The organism is Pseudomonas sp. Tav-5-1A (genome assembly GCF_055755055.1).
Genome location: NZ_CM146901.1, coordinates 4,069,148 through 4,089,385 on the forward strand (window position 1 = coordinate 4,069,148; position 20,238 = coordinate 4,089,385).

Below are 20,238 nucleotides of genomic sequence, written 5' to 3' on the forward strand. Positions count from 1 at the left end.
CTGCGGCAGGTGCGACGGGGGTGGGTGAAATGTAAATGTTATGATATAACATTATGACATTACTCGATCAGGGCTTTTCTTGATGCACCCTTCACCGCGACGCTCTACCTCCCGCCTGCGCATGACCCCACTCGCCGCCGCCTTGCTTATCGCCTCCCCCGTCAAGGCCATCGAGCTGGAATCACAAGTCATCACCGCCAACCCGCTGGGCAACACGCAACTGGCGGCTCCCAGCACGGTGCTGGAAGGCGACAGCCTGACCCTGGCGCAAAAAGGCAGCCTGGGCGAGACGCTCAACGGCCAGCCCGGCGTGTCCTCGTCCTATTTCGGCCCGGGCGCCAGCCGGCCGATCATTCGTGGCCAGGACGGCGACCGCATCCGCCTGCTGCAGAACGGCGTGGGCGCGCTGGACGCCTCGTCGCTGTCCTATGACCACGCCGTGCCGCTGGACCCGATCAACGTCGACCGCGTGGAAATCATCCGCGGCCCGGCCGCACTGTTGTACGGCGGCAGCGCCATCGGCGGCGTGGTCAACACCTTCGACAACCGCATTCCCACCGAGGCCATCGATGGCATTCATGGCGCCGGCGAGCTGCGCTACGGCGGCGCCGACACCACCCGCAGCAGCGCCGGCAAGCTGGAAGTGGGCGACGGCAGCTTCGCCCTGCACCTGGACGCCAGCGCCCGCAGCTTCAACGACCTGAGCATCCCCGGCTACGCCCACAGCGCCAGCCAGCGCGCCAGCGAGGACGCCGACGACAACGGCGGCAAGCACCACCTGGCCAACAGCGACGGCCGCCAGGACAACGGCGCCATCGGCGGCTCCTACACCTGGGACCACGGCTACGCGGGGGTGTCGTACAGCAGCTACGACAGCAACTACGGCTCGCCGGCCGAGGACGACGTGCGCATCCGCATGCAGCAGGACCACTACGCCTTCGCCTCCGAGGTGCGCGACCTGGACGGCCCATTCACCTCGGTGAAGGTCAACGCCGGCTACACCGACTACAAACACAGCGAAATCGAGGACGGTGAGGTCGGCACCACCTTCAAGAACAAGGGCTACGAAGCGCGCATCGAGGCCCGCCACCAGCCCATCGGCCCGCTGCAAGGCGTGGTCGGCGCGCAGGTCAACCGCAGCCAGTTCCAGGCCCTGGGCGAAGAAGCCTTCGTGCCGCAGACCGACACCGACGCCACCGCGCTGTTCATCCTCGAAGACTGGCAGGCCACCGACCGCCTCAAGCTGAACCTGGGCGGCCGCCTGGAGCACACCCGCGTGGCCCCCGACGCCCAGGGCAACGAGCGCTTCGAGGCTGCCGACCGCAGCAGCACCTTCACCGCCGGCAGCCTGTCCTCTGGCGCGGTGTACAGCCTGACGCCGGTCTGGTCGCTGGCCGCCACCCTGGCCTACACCGAGCGCGCGCCCACCTTCTACGAGCTGTACGCCAACGGCGCCCACGTGGCCACCGGCACCTATGAGGTGGGCGACGCCAACCTGTCCAAGGAAAAAGCCGTGTCCAGCGACCTGGCCCTGCGCTTCGACAACGGCGTGCACAAGGGCAGCGTCGGCGTGTTCTACAGCCACTTCGCCAACTACATCGGCCTGCTGGGCACCGGGCGCACCCTCAACGACGACGGCCAAGAGGATGCCAGCGGCATCCCCGAGTACACCTACTCGGGCGTGCGCGCCCGCTTCGCCGGCGTCGAGGCCCAGGACCACTGGACCCTGGGCGAAAACGCCTACGGCAGGTGGGCGCTGGAGCTGTCCGGTGACTACACCCGCGCCACCAACCTGGACACCGGCGAAGCCCTGCCGCGCATCGCCCCGCTGCGCCTGAACAGCGGCCTGTTGTGGGAAAAAGACCGCTGGCAGGCACGCGTGGACGTCCAGCACGCCAACGCCCAGCACCACGTGCCCGCCAACGAGACCAGCACCGACGGCTACACCACCCTGGGCGCCAGCGCCAGCTACCGCTTCGACATTGGCCGCAGCCAGTGGCTGGCGTTCGTGAAGGGCGAAAACCTCACCAACCAGACCGTGCGCTACGCCAGCTCGATCCTGCGCGACATCGCGCCAGCGCCGGGGCGCAGCCTTGAGGTGGGCTTGCGCACCACCTTCTAAACCACGCGGGTGGGCAGGTTTCACTGCCCACTCTTTACGCAACGTTATAACCTTCTTGGATGCAAGCATGCCGAGACAACTGAGCAGCCCCGCGCTGTCCATACTGCCCCAGGCCCTTGAGGACGACGTCAACCTGGCCATCTGGGAGCGCCAGCTACCGGTGCACATCACCACCTTTGCCGAGAGCGTGATTGCCACCGGCCTGCCCTACGCCGAGTCCCGCGCCGTGGCCGTGAACGACGACCAGCCGCCGCTGCTGGCCGACCTGGCCAGCGAGTGGCGCGACGTGGAGGGCCACGCCGGCTTTGTCGCCGACGTGACCTGGCTGACCCACGCGTTCGCCTGCCTGACCGGGGCAACGCGCGTGGGCCTGCGCATACGTGCGCTGAACAAGGCCATGTGCCCGCGCTACCACGTGGACTGGGTGTCGCTGCGCCTGATCACCACCTACGCCGGGGTGGGCAGCCAGTGGCTGGAAGAAGGCGCCATGCCCCGCGAACAGCTGGGCGACCCGGCTGCCGAGCCGTGCCTGCCACCGCGGCAACTGCAGGCGGGCAGCGTCGCGTTGTTCAAGGGCGAGCGTTGGGAAGGGAATGAGGGGCGCGGGATCATCCATCGCTCGCCGCCGGTGCCGGGCAACGCCGGGCGGCTGCTGATGACCCTGGATTGGCTGGGCTGAGGCCTTGGCTGCGGTAGGTTCCCAGTTGCGAAAATAGAGCGGCATCCACCTGCATCCACTTCGCCTCGGGCTCCGTACATTCAATCACCTTCAGCCGAAGGACAAGAATCAAGGAGTCACATCATGCTCAACTTTGCCCAACGCCTCACCACTGCCTGCTTCGCCGCGCTGTGCCTGGTGGCCGCGCCAGTGTTTGCCGCCGACACCGTCATGGTCGGCGGCGCGGCCATGTACCCGACCAAGACCATCGTCGAGAACGCCGTCAACTCCAACGACCACACCACCCTGGTGGCGGCAGTGAAAGCGGCCGGGCTGGTGGACACCCTCAACGGCAAGGGCCCGTTCACGGTGTTCGCGCCCACCAATGAAGCCTTCGCCAAACTGCCCGCCGGCACCGTGGACACCCTGGTCAAGCCGGAACACAAGGCCGACCTGACCAAGATCCTCACCTACCACGTGGTGGCCGGCACCCACACCGCCAGCCAGCTGATGGCAGACGCCAAGGCCCACGGCGGCAAGGCCGTGCTGAAGACCGTGCAGGGCGAAACCCTGACCGTCATGGCCCATGACGGCAAGCTGTGGGTCATGGACGCCAAGGGCGGCAAGGCTGCGGTGACCATCGCCGACGTGATGCAATCCAACGGCGTGATCCACGTGGTCGACACCGTGCTGATGCCCAAATAACGCCCCGTAGCAGCGGCCAAAGGCCGCGTCCGCACCTACCCCGCCGCGCGCAACGCCTGCAGACAACGCCGGTGCCGCTGCTGCGCGGCGAAGGTCACCTGGGGTACCAACCACAGGTTTTCCCCCGGCAGGCATTGCGCCAAGCGCGCCACCGCCAGCGGGCTCAACGCCCCCAACCGGGGGTAGCCACCGATGGTCTGCCGGTCATTGAGCAAGATGATCGGCTGGCCATCGGGCGGCACCTGCACCGCCCCCAACGGAATGCCTTCCGACACCAGCCCCGGGCCGTCGTAGCGCAACGGCGTGCCCGTCAGGCGCACGCCCATGCGGTCGCTGCGGGTGTCCACGGTCCAGGCCTGGTCGAACGCATCGAACAGGCTCTGGCCGCCGAAACTGCCGGCCTGGGCGCCGAGGATCAGCTCCAGCCGCGCCGGCGCGCGCAGGTCCGGGATCAGCGCCGGCGGCACCGCGCGTATCACGCTGGCCTGCCCTTCCCAGGCCAGCCGATCACCCACCTGCAACCCGCTGCCATGGCCGTCCAGGCCGCCGACGCCCTCGCGGGCAATGGTGGCGCAGCTGCCCGCCAGCAACGGCGCACGCACCCCGCCCGGCACCGCCAGGTAGGCGCGCAGGCCCAGCCGCGGGCTGGCGAAACACAGGTGCTGCCCGGCGCGCACCTTGAACGGCCGCCACACGTCCAGCAGCTGGCCGTCCAGGGTGGCGCCCAGGTCGGCGCCCGTCAGCGCCAGCCAGCCCTCACCCTCGCAGCGCAGTTGCAGGCCGCCGAGGGTGACCTCCACCACGGCGGCGTCCAGGCGGTTGCCCAACATCCAGTTGGCCCAGTGCTGGGCCAGCCAGTCCAGGGCGCCGCCCTGGGTCAGGCCCAGGTGGCGCACGCCGAAACGGCCGCCGTCCTGCACGCTGGCCTGGGGGCCAGCCTTTTCCACGATCAGTGCAGTCATGCCTGTGCCTCCATGGGCGTGTCATCGCCACCCAGGCGAAGGAATTCGTCGCGTTGCACCGGCACAAAGCGCACCCGGTCGCCAGGGCGCAGCAGGCTGAAGCCCTCCAGGGCCGGGTCGAACAGCCGCGCCGGGCTGCGCCCCACCAGGTTCCAGCCGCCGGGCGAGACCGCCGGGTAGATGGCCGTCTGCCGCTCGGCGATGCCGACGCTGCCGGCTGCCACGCGCTGGCGGGGGGTGGCCAGGCGCGGGCTGGCCAGCTGCGGGTCGACCAGGCCCATAAACCCGAACCCTGGGGCAAAGCCCAGGGCAAACACCGCGTAGGCGCGGCCGCTGTGCAGGGCAATCACCTGGTCCACCGGCAAGCCGCGCTGGCGCGCCAGGGCCTCAAGGTCGGGGCCGACGCTGGGGTGGTACCACACTGGCAGGGCTAGCTCGCGGCCGCTGTCGGCGGCGGCCGGCTCAAGGCCGGTCAACGCCTGCTCGCACAGCGCCCGAGCCTGGGCGTCGTCCAGCTGGGTAAGGTCGTACTGCAGCATCAACGTGGTGTAGGACGGCACCAGCTCCACCAGGGCCTCGCCGAACGTCGCGCGCAGGCGCTGCGCCGCGGCCAGTAACCACGGCACGTTGGCCTCGTCGATCACCTCGAACAGGCGCAGGGTCAGGCTATCGATGGCCGCGACTTCGATGCGCGCCTTCATGCCGGCAAGCCATCCAGCGCCTGGCGGATCTGCCGCACCGCGGCCACCGACGCCGGATTGTCACCGTGCACGCACAGGGTATCGACGTGCAGGCGCAGGGCGCTGCCGTCACGGGTAACCAACGGCTCGCCACCGGCCAGGCCCAGGGCCTGGGCCACCACCTGGGCCGGGTCGTGGTGCACAGCGCCCGGCAGGCGCCGGCTGACCAGCTGGCCGTCGGGCTCGTAGGCACGGTCGGCGAAGGCTTCGAACCACAGCTGCAGGCCCAGTTCATCGGCCAGCGCCTGGCTGGCGCGGGTGTCGGCGGTGGCCATCAGCATCAGCGGCAGCTGCGGGTCGAAGGCGCGCACGGCACGCATCACCGCGCCCAGGCGCACCGGGTCGGCCATCATGTCGTTGTACAGCGCGCCATGAGGCTTGACGTATTGCACGCGGCTGCCCTCGGCGCGGCACATGGCGTCCAGGGCACCGACCTGGTAAAGCACCAGGTCTTCGATCTCCTGCGCCGAGCAGGCCATGCTGCGCCGGCCGAAGCCCACCAGGTCGGGGTACGCCGGGTGCGCGCCGATGCGCACCTGGTGGCTCACGGCCAGGGCCACGGTGCGGCGCATGGTGCCGGGGTCGCCGGCGTGGTAACCGCAGGCGATGTTGGCGCAGTCGATCAGCGGCATCACCTCGGCGTCCAGGCCCATGGACCAGGCGCCGAAGCTTTCGCCGATATCGCAGTTGAGCAAGGGGCGTTTCATGGGGAGCACTCCGCAGGTGGCTGATGGGTAAATTGTTCACACGCCGCCCGTGCAGGGTCCAACGGATTATTCGCGGTACAGGTGATAAACAAAGTCGATCACCGCTATGATGAACGCCCGCCCGCCGGAAGCCGCCGCCATGAACCTCAAGTTCCTCGAAACCTTCATCTGGGTCGCGCGCCTGGGCAGCTTTCGGCTGGCCGCGCAGAAGCTGTTCAGCACCCAGGCGGCGGTGTCCAACCGCATCGCCGCGCTGGAGGACGAACTGGGGGTGCGCCTGTTCGAGCGCGACGCCCGCGGCGCCACCGTGACCCCGCGCGGCCAGGCCCTGCTCAGCTATGCCGAGCAGGTGCTGGACAGCACCCAGGCGCTGCGCCAGGCGGTGGACGCCGGCCACCCCGGGCGAGTGCGGGTGGGGGTGATGGAAAGCGTGATCCACACCTGGCTGGGGCCGTTCATCCAGCGCATCGATGCCTTGCGCCCGGCCCTGGAGCTGGACCTGCAGGCCGACACCGCGCGCAACCTGGCCGAGCAGTTGCGCCGCGGCCAGCTGGACCTGGTGCTGCAGACCGACCCGCTGCCCGACGAGGGCTTGCGCAATGCTCACCTGGCCAGCTACCCCATGGCCTGGTTGGCCCGCCCTGGCAGCGCCCACCAGGCCGACAGCCTGGCGCTGCTGGCCAACCAACGACTGATCACCTTTTCCCGTCACTCGCGCCCGCACCAGGACCTGCTCGGCCTGCTGCACGCCCACGGCCTGCGTGCACCACGGTTGTGCTGCATCAACTCGGTGGCGGCCATGGAACGCCTGCTGGCCGAGGACTTCGGCATCGCCGCCCTGCCCCCGGCGCTGGTCAGCAGCGCGCTGGCCAACGGCAGCCTGCAGTGCCTGGACGTGCAACCGGCCCCGGCCGACCTTGAGATGTTCGCCAGCTGGCGCGCCGGCGTCGGCCTGGAGACCGTGGAAAGCCTGGTAGACCTGGCACGCGCGGCCGCCGCCGAGCACGCCCGGGGATTGCGCCCCGGCCAGGTGCACCTGCGCTAAACAAGGGCACCACAACCACCCGCGTATCACCGACTGTCTCGTGGGAGCTGGCTTGCCAGCGAGCGTTTATGGCCCCAACAACTCGCTGGCAAGCCAGCTCCCACAAGATCAGGACGCGGCCTGCGGCCGCTGCTACGAGGTTTTGGCACGAGTATTGATTACTAACTCCGCAAGGATTGTTGAACAATCATTTCTCAGCGGAGCTTCCCGATGTCCAGACGTGCCAGCCTAACCCGTTCGCTTCTCGCCCTGTCCCTGCTCGCCGCCGCCCACGCCCAGGCCGACGAGGCCACGTTGCAGCCGCAACGCCTGAGCATCGGCTCGGACCTCACCTACCCACCCTACACGTACCTGGCGCAAGGCAAGCCCGCCGGTTTCGACCCGGCGTTCATGACGCTGCTGGGCAGCCACCTGAACCTGCAGCCGCAGTTCGTCGACACGCGCTTCGCCAACCTGGTGATGGGCGTCAACGCCCGGCGCTTCGACCTGGTGGCCTCGGCGCTGTACGTGACCCCCGAGCGCGCCGCCCAGGTGGACTTCCTGCCCTACCTCAAGAGCGGCGCCTCGCTGATGGTGCGCAGCGACGACAGCTTCCGCCCCCAGCAGCCCCAGGACCTGTGCGGCAAGCGCGTGGCCTCGATCAAGGGCGGCTCGTGGATTCCCAAGCTGGCGGCCCTGTCGAAGGACTACTGCCAGGCCAACGGCCAGGCGGCGATCGATTCGCGTGAGTTCCCCACCTCGCCGGAAGCCGCCCAGGCGCTGCTGGCCAAGGCCGTGGACGTGCAGTTCGAGGACGCGGCGGTGGCGCGCATCACCACCGACAAGCTCAAGGGCCGGATCACCATCAGCTCCAGCACGCTGATCTACCCCGTGGTCATCGGCCTGGCGGTGCGCAAGGGCAACGACGCCCTGCTGGGCGAACTGCGCCAGGGCTTCAGCGCCATGAAAGCCAGCGGCGAATACCAGACCCTGCTGACCCAGTACAACCTGGGCGAACCCAGCGCTGCCGAGATCGCCCAGGCCCTGGGCCAGAACCCGCAAGCCGCGCAGTAAACCGGAGTAATCCCCATGCAATTCGATTGGCATTACGCCGCCAGCCTGCTGGTCAACGGCGACTTCTGGAAGGCCGTGGGCACGGTGGTGCAACTGAGCCTGGAAACCTGGGTGCTGGGCATCGTGCTGGGCTTCGTCCTGGCCCTGGCCCGGCAATCGCCCAAGCGCGCGCTCAACCGCGCCGCCGCCCTGTACATCTGGTTCTTCCGCAGCCTGCCGCTGCTGGTGCTGCTGATTTTCGTCTACAACCTGCCCCAGGTGTTCCCGGCCACCAGCGTGCTGCTGTCCAACCCCTACGCCGCCGGGCTGATCGCCCTGGTGCTGAGCGAGGCCGCCTACATCGCCGAGATTCACCGTGGCGGCCTGTTGGCGGTGCACAAGGGCCAGCTGGAAGCCGGCAAGGCGCTGGGCATCCGCTACGGCGGCGTGCAGCGCCTGATCGTGATCCCGCAGGCGCTGCGGGTGGCGCTGCCGACCCTGGCCAACGAGTACATCACCATCGTCAAGCTGACCTCGCTGGTGTCGGTGATCTCGCTGTCGGAGATCCTGCTGGTGGGCCAGCAGCTCTACACGCAGAACTTCCTGGTGATGGAAACCATGCTCGCGGTGGCCTTCTACTACGTGCTGATTGTCACGGTGTTCAGCTACCTGCTGCGGCGCCTGGAGCGCTACCTGGACGTCAGCCAGCGCACACCGCGCGCGGTGGCCGACAGCGCCGCCGGCACCGCCGTGCAACCGGCCACGCCCGTGCGCCTGGGCGAACACGCGCTGCGAGTGCGCGGCGCGCGCAAGCACTACGGCCCGCTGGAAGTGCTCAAGGGCATCGACCTGGACGTGCGCTTTGGCGAGGTGGTGTCGATCATCGGCCCTTCGGGTTCGGGCAAGACTACGCTGATACGTACCCTCAACGGCCTGGAAGGCCTGGACGCCGGCAACGTGGAACTGTGCGGCGCGCCGTTCCTGCGTGGCAGCGGCGAGGCCGGCGGCGGCCTGGGGCCGCGGGTGCACATGACCGGCATCGTCCAGGTGGGCATGGTGTTCCAGGGCTTCAACCTGTTCCCGCACAAGACCGTGCTCGACAACGTGCTGCTCGCCCCACGCCACCACGGCCACGGCGCTGACGGCGACCTGCACGCCCTGGGCCTGGCACTGCTGAGCAAGGTGGGCCTGCGCGAGCACGCCGGCAAGTACCCGCACCAGCTGTCCGGCGGCCAGCAGCAGCGCGTGGCCATTGCCCGGGCCCTGGCCATGCGCCCGCAGGTGATGCTGTTCGACGAACCCACCTCGGCGCTGGACCCGGAGCTGGTGGGCGACGTGCTCAAGGTGATCGAAGACCTGGCCCGCGACGGCATGACCATGATCATCGTCACCCATGAAATGAAGTTCGCCTTTCAGGTCTCCGACCGCGTGGTGTTCATGGAGCGCGGGCAGATCGTGCAAACCGGCGCACCGCGCGAGCTGCTGGACAACCGCAGCGAACGCATGGGCCGCTTCCTCAAGGACGTACAGCTGGCATGAACCTTCCACTTCCCGAACACGCCAGCCAGGGCCTGTCCCTGGCCGACCAGGTGGCCCAGGAGCTGCGCGAAGACATCATCGGCGGCCGCCTGCTGTCGGGCATGGCCCTGGTCGAGGCCGACCTGGTGAACCGCTACAACGCCTCGCGCAACACCGTGCGCGAAGCCCTGCACCAACTGGGCCGCGAGGGCCTGGCCACCTATGTGCGCAACAAGGGCGTTATGGTGCGCCGCCTGGGCGTGGCCGAGGTGCGCGACCTGTTCCTGGTGCGCCGCACCCTGGAGATCCAGGCCATCCTGGGCAGCCAGCCGCTGCGCGAATACCAATCCGACCGCATGCTCGATGCCATCGAGGCCGCCGAGCTGGCCCGCGACCGTGAGGACTGGCAAGCGTTCGGCACCCACAGCCTGCGTTTCCACCAGCACATCGTGGGCCTGCTACGCAGCCCGCTGCTGGATGCGTTCTTCACCAACATCGCGGCGCAGATGCGCCTGGTGTTCGCCGTCGCCCCCGACGAGGCGAACTTCCAGCGCCCGTGGCTGGAGCGCGACCATGAAATCCATGACCTGCTCGCGGCCGGCCAGCGCCAGGCAGCCGCAGACAGCATGAACCGTTACCTCGACGATTCCGAGCACGCCCTGCTCGACCTGTTGAGCCACCCTAACCGTACCTGACGGAGAACCCCATGAAACCTGCCCCGCTTACCCAAGCTCCCCTCGACGCCGCGCAACGCAAGGCCATCAAGCCGGTGCTGTGTTACCCGGTCGAGACCCTGCCGCGCCCTGACATCGGCGCCTACCGCGCCGTGCGCGACGGTCTCACGCACGTCAGGACCGTGGTTGTGCCCGCCCGCGACGCCGCCACCTTTACCGTGCCGGCCGGCAGTTTTTTCCGCATTGTGTCCACCGAAGGCCCCCAGGTCGGCGACCTGAACCTGTTCAACCAGCACGACCTGACCGAGCGCTTCTACACCGGCAAGACCCGCGCCCTCAACGGCACGCACCTGGGGGTCGGCGACCAGCTGTTCTCGAGCTTCCCCACCCTGCGCCCCATGGCCACCATCACCCATGACACGCTCGACTGGTACGGTTTCGATGAATTTGGTGGCTCGGTCCACGACGTGATCGGCACGCGCTGCGACCCTTACACCCACAACCTGCTCAGTGGCGGCGGCCAGTACCACCATTGCTGTCACTCGAACCTGACGCGCGCGCTGTCGACCTCTACCGGGCTGACCCTGCGCGACGCCGAGCCGCATGTGCATGATGTGCTGAACGTGTTCATGTGCACCGGCTTTACCCGCGACACCGCCCAGTACTTCATGAAGGCCAGCCCGGTGCAGCCTGGCGATTACCTGGAGTTCTTCGCCGAAATTGACCTGCTGGGCTGCCTGTCCGCCTGCCCGGGCGGCGACTGCTCGGCCGAGCACTCGTCGGACACGGCCAAGTGCTATCCGCTGTTGGTGGAGATCTACGAAGCGGCGCAAACACCCGCAGGCTGGGTCGCGCCAAAGGTCAATGGCTACGACCGTAGCCATGGGGTGCAGCCGTAGGACGCCGCCCCGCGGCCGCTGCCTGTAGCAGCGGCCGCAGGCCGCGTCATGCCCACAGCGCCTCAGCGGCGATGATAATGATGACGACGCTCCCACTCACGACGGCGCTCGGCCTCGCGGCGGGCCTGCTCGCGGCGCCACTGGGCACGCCGTACTTCTTCGCGATGGGAACGCCAGTGGCCGTCACGGCGGTGGTCGTCATACGCCAGCACCGCACCAGGCTGTTGGCTGGCCATGCCGAGCAGGTTCGGCCATGGGTTGGCGGCGCCTTGCACGGCGGCAGCCGGCGCCGGGGCCTGGATGGCAGGCGCAGGCATTTGCGTGGCACAGGCGGCACCCGCGGTCAGCAACGAAAGCAGGGCCGCGAGTACCATCGAAGGGCTATGGAATTTCATGGTCTGGAAATCTCTGATAAGGCAGTTGAGTCTGATGTGTCATTTTTGACACGAACCTCATCAGATAGACCGCAGGGTCAGCAAAAGTTCGCTGCAATTATGAAAAATATTAAATATTTTCAAGGGGTTAGGAACTTTGCAGGGGTTACCAGAGTCTATGTAGGCTGATCCCCCCTCCCCGCTCAGCGCCGGTCCAGCACCCTGGCCAGCACGAACGTCGCCACCACCGCCAGCACCACCGCTGCCGCGATCGACGGCAACCCGCCCCACTCCAGCATGGTCAGTTCCAGCACCAGGTAGAAGCCCAGCACCCCGACACCGCCGATGGCGTTGCCGCGCACGATCTTGCTCATTTCCTGGCTACCGCCCTGGACGTGGGCGAACACCGCCAGCGGCCAGGCGATGACCGGGATCGGCGCCAGCATGCCGCTGGCGACGGGGCCCAGCCAGGTGGCGCTGGCAGTAATGGCCAGCAGCAACAGGGTGGCGGTCAGCATGCGCATCGGGATCACCCAGCGCGGCACCTGCACCAGGCGCGCCGGGGCGGCCTGGGGCTGGCCGCGGGTGACGATGATGATCGACGCCAGCAACGCCAGGGTAACCATTACCGACAGGGCCAGGCTGCCCAGGTGACTCATCAGCGCGGCCATCAGGCCGTAGGTGGCCAGGGCCGCGACGCACGCCACCGGCACGCGCGCCCGCTGGCCCACCACCACGTAACACAGGTAGGTGGCCTGCACCGCGCACAGCCCGGCCAGCGCGCCGGGAATGGCGCTCAGCGCGAAGCCGCTGCCCTGCTCCAGGGTCAGGAACAACATGATCAACGCCGAGGTCACCGGCAAGCCGGAGAGCAGGCCTGCAAGGCGAGTGCCCCAGCGGTTGCCGGCAAGGGAAATGGCGAGCATCAAGGCGGGGGTAACGCACAGTTTCAAGTAGAAGGCAGTCATGGCGGGGCTGGCAGATTCATGATTGGGAGGGCCTCCCGACGCGGGGCGCGCAGGGTTCGGCGCGCCCATGCTAATTCAATAAGGGGGCGGCAGACAGGCCATTATTGATAGTGCGGCAGGCACTTTATCAACCGCACTGATGTTTACTATCGAACCCACCGCCTGTCGGCCTGCCAACGCCGCCCCCTATAATTGCCTCCAATCTTTCCCCCCGCTTCGCCCGCCTGCTTCAGGCGGCTTTCCCCACTTGGAACCCAGTACCATGCCAAGCGCTAGCCAGGCCCCTCGCGGCCGTCCCGAACATAACCAACAGAGCGTGCTCCAGCAGTGGCTGGCGATACTCTCCGTCGCCGTGGGCGCCTTCGCCCTGGTGACCAGTGAATTCCTGCCCGTGGGCGTGCTCAACGACGTCGCCAGCGACCTGGGCATCAGCGCCGGCCATGCCGGCCTGATGGTGACCCTGCCCGGCATCATGGCCGCCCTCGCCGCCCCCCTGCTGTCGGTGGGCATCGGCGCCATGGACCGGCGCTACCTGCTGGTCGGCCTGACCCTGAACATGATCATCGCCAACGCCGTGGTGGCCTACGCCAGCGATTTCAGCCTGCTGCTGTTCGGCCGCGTGCTGCTGGGCATCAGCATCGGTGGTTTCTGGGCCACGGCCATCGCCCTCAGCGGCCGCCTGGCGCCCAAGGGCGTCGGCGTGGCCCAGGCCACCTCGATCATCATGGTCGGGGTCACCCTGGCCACGGTGCTGGGCGTGCCGGTGGGCACCTGGCTCAGCGGCCTGATGGGCTGGCGCATGACCTTCCTGGTGACCGCCCTGGTGGGCGTGCCGGTGCTGTTGGCGCAGGTGTTGCTGCTGCCGCGGCTCAACCCCGACAAGGCGATTCGCGTCAGTGACCTGCCGGCGCTGTTCATCAACCCACAGGCGCGGGTTGGCCTGATTGCGGTGCTGCTGATCGGCCTGGCGCACTTTGCCGCGTACACCTACGTGGCGCCGTTCTTCAAGCAGAGCGCCGGCTTCGATGGGCCGACCATTGGCTCGCTGTTGCTGCTCTACGGCGTGGCCGGGGTGCTGGGCAACGTGTTCGCCGGCTTCGCCGCCAACCGCAGCGTGCGCCACACCCTGCTGCTGGTGGCGGTGGTGATCGGCACCAGCACCGCCCTGTTCCCGCACTTCGCCACCGGCATGACCGGCGCGGCCATGCTGATCGGCCTGTGGGGCTTCGCCTTCGGCGCCTTCCCGGCCTGCGCCAGCATCTGGATGTTCGTGGTCGCGCCCAAGGACGTGGAACGCGGCATGCCGCTGTTCGTGGCGATGTTCCAGGTGATCATTGCCGTGGGCTCGTTCTTCGGCGGGCGCATCGTCGACCAGTTCGGCACCGCGATGCTGCTGAGCCTGGCCACGGCGCTGGTGGGCGCAGGCTTTGTCACGGTGCTGGTGCTGGGGCGTAGTGTCAGCAATGAGCTGGCGGTACAGCCTGGCTGAGGCGGTGCCTGTGACGCGGCCTGCGGCCGCTGCTACGCGAAGCGCTCGAACCGGTACGGCGCCGGGTCGATGATGGGCGCGTGCCCGCTGACCAGGTCCGCCGCCAGGTGCCCGGCTGCCGGCGAGGTGCCAAAGCCATGGCCGGAGAAGCCGGTGGCCAGGGTCAGCCCCGGAATCTTCGCCACCGGGCCGATCACCGGGTTGGAGTCGGGCGTGACGTCGATGGTGCCGGCCCAGGCCTGGGCAACCTGTGCCTGGGCAAACACCGGCCAGGCCGCGCGCAGGTTGTCCAGGGCGTCCTGGTTGAGGCCAGCGTTGGCGCGCGGGTCCTGCACGCGCACGCGCTCGAAGGGGCTGACGTCCCCTGCCTGCCAGCGCCGCGCCAGGCCCAGGTCGTTGAAGAAATACTTGCCCAGGGAAATTTTCAGGAAGTCGCGCTGGGCCTTGAGCTGTGGCAGGTACTGCTTGCCGAGCAGCAGGTGGTCCAGGGTCAGGAATGCATCCAGCTTGCCGCGCTGGGTGATGATGAAGCCGCCGTCCTTGTGCTTGCGAAACGAGAAGTCCGGCGCCCCCACGGCAATTTCGGTCGGGCCTTCCATGGGCCGGGTGCGCAACACCGAACAGGTGAGCGGCAGGGTCGGCAGCGACACCCCATGGTTACCCAGGAAGCGTCGCGACCACAGGCCACCGGCCAGCAGCACCTGCTCACAGCGAATCTCGCCCTTTTCCGTCACCACGCCGCTGACCCGGCCGCCCTGGGTCTGCAGGGTGCGCACGGCGCATTGCTCGATGATCACCACGCCCAGGGCCATGGCGGCGCGGGCAATGGCGCTGCTGGCCAGGGTCGGTTCGGCGCGGGCATCGGAGGGGGTATGGATGCCCCCCTCCCAGTGGCCCTGCCCGCCCGGCACCAGGGCGTCGATCTCGCGCTTGCTCAGCAGCCGCGAGTCCAGCCCCAGTTGCTGCACCGACTGCAGCCACCCGGCATGCATGGCCATCTGCGCCTCGGTGCGGCCGACGAACATGATGCCCGCCTGCCGATAGCCGACATCGGCACCGACGCGTTCCGGCATCCGCGCCCACAGCCGGTCTGCCGCCAGCGCCAGGGGGATATCGTCGGCGTGGCGGCTGGTCTTGCGCACCCAGCCCAGGTTGCGTGACGACTGCTCGCCCGCGAGCCGGCCCTTCTCCAGCACCACCACGGGAATGTTACGTTCGGCCAGGGTCAGGGCGGCAGTCAGGCCGATGATGCCACCGCCGATGATCACCACCGTGGTGCTGGCGGGCAGTTGCTGGGAGGTGTGCACGGGCTCGATGCGGGGTGCCATGGTCAGGACTCGTCATGCAGAGGAAAAAGGAAAGCCTACTGGCCCAGGTTGAGGGTCTGGACCTGGGCGCGCGAGGCGTTGCGGTAGGCGGTGACCTCCAGCTCCACCTTGTAGACCGTGGAGCCCAGCGGCGGGCAGGTGACGGTGCTGGCCGGGTCGATGCCGCGGAATTTCTCGCCGATCAGGTCCATGACCTTCGGCACGTCGGCCGGGTCCTGGATGAACACCCGCGAGCACACCACGTCGGCCAGGCTGGCATCCACTGCCGCCAGGGCCGCCTCGATGTTGGCAAACACTTGGTGGGCCTGCTCCAGCACGTCCTCGGGGATCAGCTTGGTGACCGGGTTGCGGCCTGCGGTGTTGGACACGTAGATCCAGTTGTCTACCGCCACCAGCCGCGAATAGCTGGCCTTTTCCTCGAACACGGAACCGCTCTTGAGCTTGATGATTTGCGTCATGGTCTTGCCTTCTGGGAGTAAAAATGGAATCAGCTGAGCACCGGGGTTTCCCACAGATTCAGCTTCACGCCGATGCCCTGCTCGACAGCCTTGCGGTACACCACGGTGCCCCAGGCCACGTCTTCCACGGGCATGCCGCCCACGGACATGATGATGATTTCCTCGTCGTTGCGGCGGCCCTCGCCGTCGCCGGCGATGATCTTGCCGATGTCCTCCAGCTCGTCGGGGCGCAGCGTGCCTTCGGCGATCATGTCCATGAACCGCACGCCAATCACCGGCACGCAGTGGTGGGCGGGCTTGGGCAGTTCTTCGTACCAGGCCTGGTAGAGGCCGGTGTTGTCGAGCACCTTGCGCACATCGCCCGCTTCCATGCCGGCGTCCAGGCTGCACGAGGCCGGCATGGCCAGGAAGGCACCGGGCTTGACCCACTCGCGGCGCACAATTGGGTAGACGCTGGGGTCGCCCACGGCGCCAGAGCTACAATAGGTAACAAGGTCGGAGCCGCGTACCACCTCCTCGAGGGTGTCGACCACCTCGATGGTGGTGACTTGCGGGTAGGTGACCTTCACCCAGGTGATGAAATCATCCAGGCTTTTCTGGCCTCTGCCCTTGACCTTGATGGTGTCGATTTGCGGGCACACGGCAATGAACGCAGCCACCGTGGTCTTGCCCATCACGCCCGGGCCCAGCAGGCCAATCACCTTCGAATCCTTGCGCGCCAGGTGGCGGGCGCCGACGCCGGGGATGGCACCGGTGCGATAGGCCGACAGCAGGTTGGCCGACATGTGCGCCAGCGGTGCGCCGGTGTCGGGGTCGTTGAGGGTGAACATCAGGATCGAACGCGGCAGGCCCTTCTCGCGGTTGGCGACGTTGGAGCCATACCACTTCACGCCCGCGGTGCAGAAGCTGCCGCCCAGGTAGGCCGGCATGGCCATCATGCGGCGGTCGGCGGTGGGCTTGGGCATGTTGGGGAACGGCGAGTTTTCCGGGAAGGTCACCATGGCGCCGTGGGAGTCGTTGTTGGGACCGGCCATGCGGTAGTCGCCCTGGTACAACAGGCCGAACATTTCTTCCATGGTGTCGACGCAGGCCGGCATGTCGGTGACGCCGGCGCGGATCATGTCCTGCTCGGACAGGTAGATGAAATCGATCGTGGTAGTGGACATGGTTTTCTCACCTTGAAGGCCGTGGCGCTTGTTGTGGGATGAGTATCCGCAGCCGGCGAACGTGGGTATTGTAAAAATCGGACAGGCACGCGGCGCGAATCTTGCTTCTTGAAAACCAAGCAAAAGCAGTCACTTGCAGGTTCGCCCATGACAGCTTCACCCCTCCCGCAACGCGCCGCCTACGGGCAACCGTGGTTCGTGCTCAATTCCTCGCGCTACGCGGTGGCTCACTCCGCGCACCCGGCCTTGTCGCATTTCTATGCGTTCGACGTGGCGGACAGCGCCCAGGCGTTGCTGGCGGTGCCGGACGGCTGCGTGGACATCATCTTCGACTGCGACGCCACCGCCCCTGCCGCGCGCATCTGCGGCACCACGCTGCAAGCGCAGCCGGTGACCCTGCAGCGCAACCACCATTACTTCGGCGTGCGTTTTACCCCGGGGGTGGTGCCCGGCTTCATCAAGGTGCTGGCGCAGGAACTGACCGAGCAAGAGCTGGACCTGATGGAGGCCACGCCGTTCGCCCGCACCATCTTCGAGCGCATTGTGCAGAGCCAGGCGCTGGGCGAGCAGATCAGCCTGTTCAATGACCACCTGGCGCCCAGCCTGATGGCGCGCACCTCGGCCGTCACGGCCATGGTGATCCAGACCGCGCTACGCCAGCGCGGTGACCTGCGCATGGCGCAGCTGGAAGCCTTGAGCGGCTACACCAGCCGCACCATTCACCGGCTGTTCAGCCAGGACACGGGCATGAGCCCCAAGACGTTTTGCCGGATCATTCGCTGCCAGGCGGCACTGGATGTAATTGGCGCAGGGACGGCGACGGCGTATGCCGAGCTGGCGGTGGAGTTGGGCTTCAGCGACCAGTCGCATTTCCTGCGCGATTTCAAGCAACTGGTGAGCGCCACGCCCCATGAGTATCGGCGGCGGGTGGCGGGGGATGGGTATGCGGGGCGGATCACGTTTGCTTGAGGGCTAAACGCCGCCTGGCGGCAGCTGCTACAGAGGTATGTAGCAGCGGCCGCAGGCCGCGTCACAGATTGATGACGGCCTTGAGCACGGTCTTGAAGGTGTTGATCTGCTCATCGCTGAATTGGCCGAAAACCTTGTCCTGCTGCTCGCGGGCAATCGTCCACAGCGCCTCGGTTTCATCGATGCCCTTGACGGTCAGGCGCACGCGCGCCTCATCGTCACTGACCAGCCCCTTGCGCTTGAGGTTGGCCACCGCCTCGTCGACCTCGTGCGCAGGCATGGCCACTTCGCGCAGCAGCTCGCAGCGGCTCAGGCCCGCATCATTCTCCAGCACCATCAGCATGCGCGCCTCGCTGGTGCGCAGGCCGGTGGACAGCTGCCGTGGCTGGTAGCTGGCCTGGTACGCCCTTAATGCCTGGGTCATCAGGTAATACAGGTTGTGGCTCAGGCGGCCCTGGAAGTGACTGCTCGGCGGCTGGCCTTCCTCCCGCCGGGTCATGCGCGTGTGCGGCAGCACCATGGAGTAGGCGCCCTGGTGATACAGCAGCGGCGAGCGGCCGAAGTCGTCGAACTGCACCACCTTGCCGATCATGATCCAGTGGTCGCCGCCATCCACTTGCTGGAATTTCTCGCAGTGAAAACGCGCCGAGCAATCAGCGAGCACCGGCGCGCCGCCCTCGCCGGGCTGGTGGTCGATGCCGGCGAAGCGGTCGTCTTTGGGGCGAGCGAAGTTGTTGGACAGGTCGATCTGGTCGGCGGCCAGGATGTTGACGGCGAAGTGGCTGGCCAGTTCGAACACCTCGTGGCTGCTGGAGCGCTTGTCGAGGCTCCACAGGATCAGCGGTGGGTCCAGGGACACGGAGTTGAAGCTGTTGGCAGTGACGCCGACCGTGCGGCCATCGGCGGCAGCGGCAGTGACCACGGTGACGCCGGTGGCGAAGTTGCCCAGGGCGCGGCGGAAGGCGCGGGTGTCGAATGCGGTAGACATGGCAGGCTCCAATTATCAAGTGAGGGCAAACGGCTCAGACCATGCTGGGGTCCGGCTCCAGCCCCATCAGCTCGCGGCCCAGGATCTGCGCGCACACGTCATAGTCGGTGTAGGCGTGGGCGCCGGTGAGGTGCGCGTCACGGAACAGGCGCTGCAGCTCGTTGGTCTCGAACCACGCCCCGCCGCCCGCCGCTTCCATCAGCCGGTCCACGGCCTGGATGCACATCTTGGTGGCGTAGCCCTGGTTGGTGCGCCAGAAGGCCAGGGTCTCGCGGCTGGGGTATCGGTGGGCCTCGCTGTGCTCGGCGTGCTCTTGCCAGGTCTTCTCCAGGAACGCCCGGGCGGCTGCCACCTGGTGGGTGGATTCGGCCAGGCGCATCAATGCCGGGGTGGCCGCGCCGACCGCAGCGCCGGTGTAAGCGCGCACGCGGTTGCGGGTTTTCTCGCGGAACACCTCCAGCATGCGCTCGGCCACGCCGAGGCTGACGGTGGAGAAGCCGCTGGCGAAATAGGGGCGGTACGGTGAGTAGAAAATCTTGCTGTCGGGGTACAGGCCAAACCCGGCGGACTTGCCTTCCATCATGTCCTTGGCCTTCTGGATACGGTGCTCGGGCACGAAGGCGTTGTCGATGATCAGGGTCTTGCTGCCGCTGCCACGCATGCCTACCGCGTACCAGTCGTCACGAATCTGGTAGTCGCTGCGCGGCAGCACCGCGAAGCAATAGTCCTGGCTGCCTTCGGCGTTCGTGCGGCGGAAGCCGACGATGGCCCACTCGGCGTGATCGCAGCCGCTGCTCCAGCCCATTTCGCCGCTGAAGCTCACGCCGCCCTCCACTTCCTGGGTACGGCCGAACGGCGCGATGCTGCTGCTGGCCGTGGCGTCGGGGTTCTCGCCCCACACTTCCTGCTGCAGCCGGGCGGGGAACATCGCCAGCTGGTGGCTATGAGTACACAGCAGGCTCATGGCCCAGGCGGTGCTGGCGCAGGCGCCGGCCAACAGGGCGATGCAGTCGGCGAACTGCGGCAGGGAGATTTCCATGCCGCCGAACTTCTTGGGCAGGAAGGCGCGGTGCATGCCGATGCTTTTCAGCAGGGCGATGTTTTCGGCGGGCACGCTGCGGTCTTTTTCGGCAGCAAAGGCATTGGCGGCGATGGGCGGCAGGATGGCCTTGAGGTCTTCGAGCAGGGGGTTGGGCTTTTTCATGGTGCCACTCTGTTTATTATTGGGGGGGACCATGAGCCTGTCGTTCCTGCCCGGTTGGGGCGGCTTGCGCAGGCTCATTCATGAATGCCATTTCAGTATGTGGTCGCCACCAGAGCCGGAAAATGCACGTTCCGGATTGCCGATTGCACTTTTCATGGCACGGCAAAACCAACTGCAACCCCCCGTCGTGAAAAGTGCAAGCCGTCCTGTGCAAATTGCATTTCACCCTCCG

At 67.4% G+C, this 20,238-nt stretch carries 20 protein-coding genes; 10 read left to right on the forward strand and 10 right to left on the reverse strand.

Annotated elements, in window-relative coordinates:
* Positions 1–82 precede the first annotated feature (82 nt).
* The 3 genes from AC0J42_RS18430 to AC0J42_RS18440 all read left to right on the forward strand — a co-directional run bounded on the left by AC0J42_RS18430 (position 83) and on the right by AC0J42_RS18440 (position 3,485).
* Entirely contained in the window at positions 83–2,122 is a 2,040-nt protein-coding gene (locus AC0J42_RS18430) for a TonB-dependent receptor (protein ID WP_473002909.1), read from the forward strand.
* 67 nt (positions 2,123–2,189) lie between these two features.
* Positions 2,190–2,801 (forward strand): DUF1826 domain-containing protein, encoded by a 612-nt coding sequence (locus AC0J42_RS18435; protein WP_473002911.1) that lies wholly within the window; start codon positions 2,190–2,192, stop codon positions 2,799–2,801.
* Positions 2,802–2,924: 123 nt separating this feature from the next.
* Positions 2,925–3,485 carry a fasciclin domain-containing protein gene (locus tag AC0J42_RS18440; protein WP_416424999.1) on the forward strand — a complete coding sequence of 187 codons (561 nt, stop codon included), beginning with the start codon at positions 2,925–2,927 and terminating at the stop codon, positions 3,483–3,485.
* A gap of 35 nt (positions 3,486–3,520) precedes the next feature.
* Here the strand turns inward: AC0J42_RS18440 and AC0J42_RS18445 are convergent, their stop codons facing one another.
* The 3 genes from AC0J42_RS18445 to AC0J42_RS18455 are packed head-to-tail and all read right to left on the reverse strand — an operon-like array spanning position 3,521 to position 5,894.
* Positions 3,521–4,447 carry a 5-oxoprolinase subunit C family protein gene (locus AC0J42_RS18445; protein ID WP_473002912.1) on the reverse strand — a complete coding sequence of 309 codons (927 nt, stop codon included), beginning with the start codon at positions 4,445–4,447 and terminating at the stop codon, positions 3,521–3,523.
* Positions 4,444–5,148, reverse strand: a complete 705-nt coding sequence (pxpB, locus tag AC0J42_RS18450) for a 5-oxoprolinase subunit PxpB (RefSeq protein ID WP_473002914.1) — start codon at positions 5,146–5,148, stop codon at positions 4,444–4,446. Before pxpB ends, AC0J42_RS18445 begins: the two co-directional genes overlap by 4 nt.
* Positions 5,145–5,894: a 5-oxoprolinase subunit PxpA gene (locus AC0J42_RS18455; protein ID WP_473002916.1), complete on the reverse strand. Its 750-nt coding sequence runs from the start codon at positions 5,892–5,894 to the stop codon at positions 5,145–5,147. Before AC0J42_RS18455 ends, pxpB begins: the two co-directional genes overlap by 4 nt.
* A gap of 139 nt (positions 5,895–6,033) precedes the next feature.
* Here AC0J42_RS18455 and AC0J42_RS18460 point away from each other — a divergent pair, with 139 nt between their 5' ends.
* The 5 genes from AC0J42_RS18460 to AC0J42_RS18480 all read left to right on the forward strand — a co-directional run bounded on the left by AC0J42_RS18460 (position 6,034) and on the right by AC0J42_RS18480 (position 11,062).
* Positions 6,034–6,939, forward strand: coding sequence for a LysR family transcriptional regulator (locus AC0J42_RS18460; protein WP_473006878.1), 906 nt, complete (start codon positions 6,034–6,036; stop codon positions 6,937–6,939).
* A gap of 210 nt (positions 6,940–7,149) precedes the next feature.
* The gene (locus tag AC0J42_RS18465; RefSeq protein ID WP_473002918.1) at positions 7,150–7,992 is read left to right on the forward strand and encodes a transporter substrate-binding domain-containing protein; all 843 of its coding nucleotides are present in this window, start codon (positions 7,150–7,152) and stop codon (positions 7,990–7,992) included.
* A 15-nt stretch (positions 7,993–8,007) separates the two neighbouring features.
* Positions 8,008–9,510, forward strand: a complete 1,503-nt coding sequence (locus AC0J42_RS18470; protein ID WP_473002920.1) for an amino acid ABC transporter permease/ATP-binding protein — start codon at positions 8,008–8,010, stop codon at positions 9,508–9,510.
* The gene (locus AC0J42_RS18475; RefSeq protein WP_473002922.1) at positions 9,507–10,184 is read left to right on the forward strand and encodes a GntR family transcriptional regulator; all 678 of its coding nucleotides are present in this window, start codon (positions 9,507–9,509) and stop codon (positions 10,182–10,184) included. The genes AC0J42_RS18470 and AC0J42_RS18475 overlap by 4 nt, the downstream gene beginning before the upstream one ends.
* Positions 10,185–10,195: 11 nt before the next feature.
* Positions 10,196–11,062: an urea carboxylase-associated family protein gene (locus AC0J42_RS18480; protein WP_473002924.1), complete on the forward strand. Its 867-nt coding sequence runs from the start codon at positions 10,196–10,198 to the stop codon at positions 11,060–11,062.
* A 62-nt stretch (positions 11,063–11,124) separates the two neighbouring features.
* On the opposite strand, the gene AC0J42_RS18485 is transcribed toward AC0J42_RS18480, so the two are convergent.
* Both AC0J42_RS18485 and AC0J42_RS18490 read right to left on the reverse strand, forming a co-directional pair.
* Entirely contained in the window at positions 11,125–11,379 is a 255-nt protein-coding gene (locus AC0J42_RS18485) for a hypothetical protein (RefSeq protein WP_473002926.1), read from the reverse strand.
* 260 nt (positions 11,380–11,639) lie between these two features.
* Positions 11,640–12,404 (reverse strand): hypothetical protein, encoded by a 765-nt coding sequence (locus AC0J42_RS18490; protein ID WP_473002928.1) that lies wholly within the window; start codon positions 12,402–12,404, stop codon positions 11,640–11,642.
* A gap of 262 nt (positions 12,405–12,666) precedes the next feature.
* On the opposite strand from AC0J42_RS18490, the gene AC0J42_RS18495 reads away from it, so the two are divergent.
* A complete protein-coding gene (locus AC0J42_RS18495) occupies positions 12,667–13,893 on the forward strand; it encodes an MFS transporter (protein WP_473002930.1) in 1,227 nt (408 codons plus the stop codon).
* Between the two features lie 32 nt (positions 13,894–13,925).
* Here AC0J42_RS18495 and AC0J42_RS18500 read toward each other — a convergent pair whose 3' ends face one another.
* Genes AC0J42_RS18500 through AC0J42_RS18510 form a run of 3 tightly spaced genes read right to left on the reverse strand, consistent with a single transcriptional unit; the run spans position 13,926 to position 16,845 of the window.
* Entirely contained in the window at positions 13,926–15,221 is a 1,296-nt protein-coding gene (locus AC0J42_RS18500; RefSeq protein ID WP_473002932.1) for an NAD(P)/FAD-dependent oxidoreductase, read from the reverse strand.
* A gap of 35 nt (positions 15,222–15,256) precedes the next feature.
* Entirely contained in the window at positions 15,257–15,679 is a 423-nt protein-coding gene (locus AC0J42_RS18505; RefSeq protein ID WP_473002934.1) for a RidA family protein, read from the reverse strand.
* Positions 15,680–15,708: 29 nt separating this feature from the next.
* Positions 15,709–16,845 carry a tyramine oxidase subunit B gene (locus AC0J42_RS18510; RefSeq protein ID WP_473002935.1) on the reverse strand — a complete coding sequence of 379 codons (1,137 nt, stop codon included), beginning with the start codon at positions 16,843–16,845 and terminating at the stop codon, positions 15,709–15,711.
* A gap of 147 nt (positions 16,846–16,992) precedes the next feature.
* On the opposite strand from AC0J42_RS18510, the gene AC0J42_RS18515 reads away from it, so the two are divergent.
* The gene (locus tag AC0J42_RS18515) at positions 16,993–17,814 is read left to right on the forward strand and encodes an AraC family transcriptional regulator (RefSeq protein ID WP_473002936.1); all 822 of its coding nucleotides are present in this window, start codon (positions 16,993–16,995) and stop codon (positions 17,812–17,814) included.
* Positions 17,815–17,875: 61 nt separating this feature from the next.
* Here AC0J42_RS18515 and AC0J42_RS18520 read toward each other — a convergent pair whose 3' ends face one another.
* Together AC0J42_RS18520 and AC0J42_RS18525 are read right to left on the reverse strand one after the other, a co-directional pair.
* A complete protein-coding gene (locus tag AC0J42_RS18520; protein WP_473002938.1) occupies positions 17,876–18,802 on the reverse strand; it encodes a p-hydroxyphenylacetate 3-hydroxylase reductase component in 927 nt (308 codons plus the stop codon).
* Positions 18,803–18,836: 34 nt separating this feature from the next.
* Positions 18,837–20,006: a p-hydroxyphenylacetate 3-hydroxylase oxygenase component gene (locus AC0J42_RS18525; protein WP_473002941.1), complete on the reverse strand. Its 1,170-nt coding sequence runs from the start codon at positions 20,004–20,006 to the stop codon at positions 18,837–18,839.
* Between the last annotated feature and the right edge of the window lie 232 nt (positions 20,007–20,238).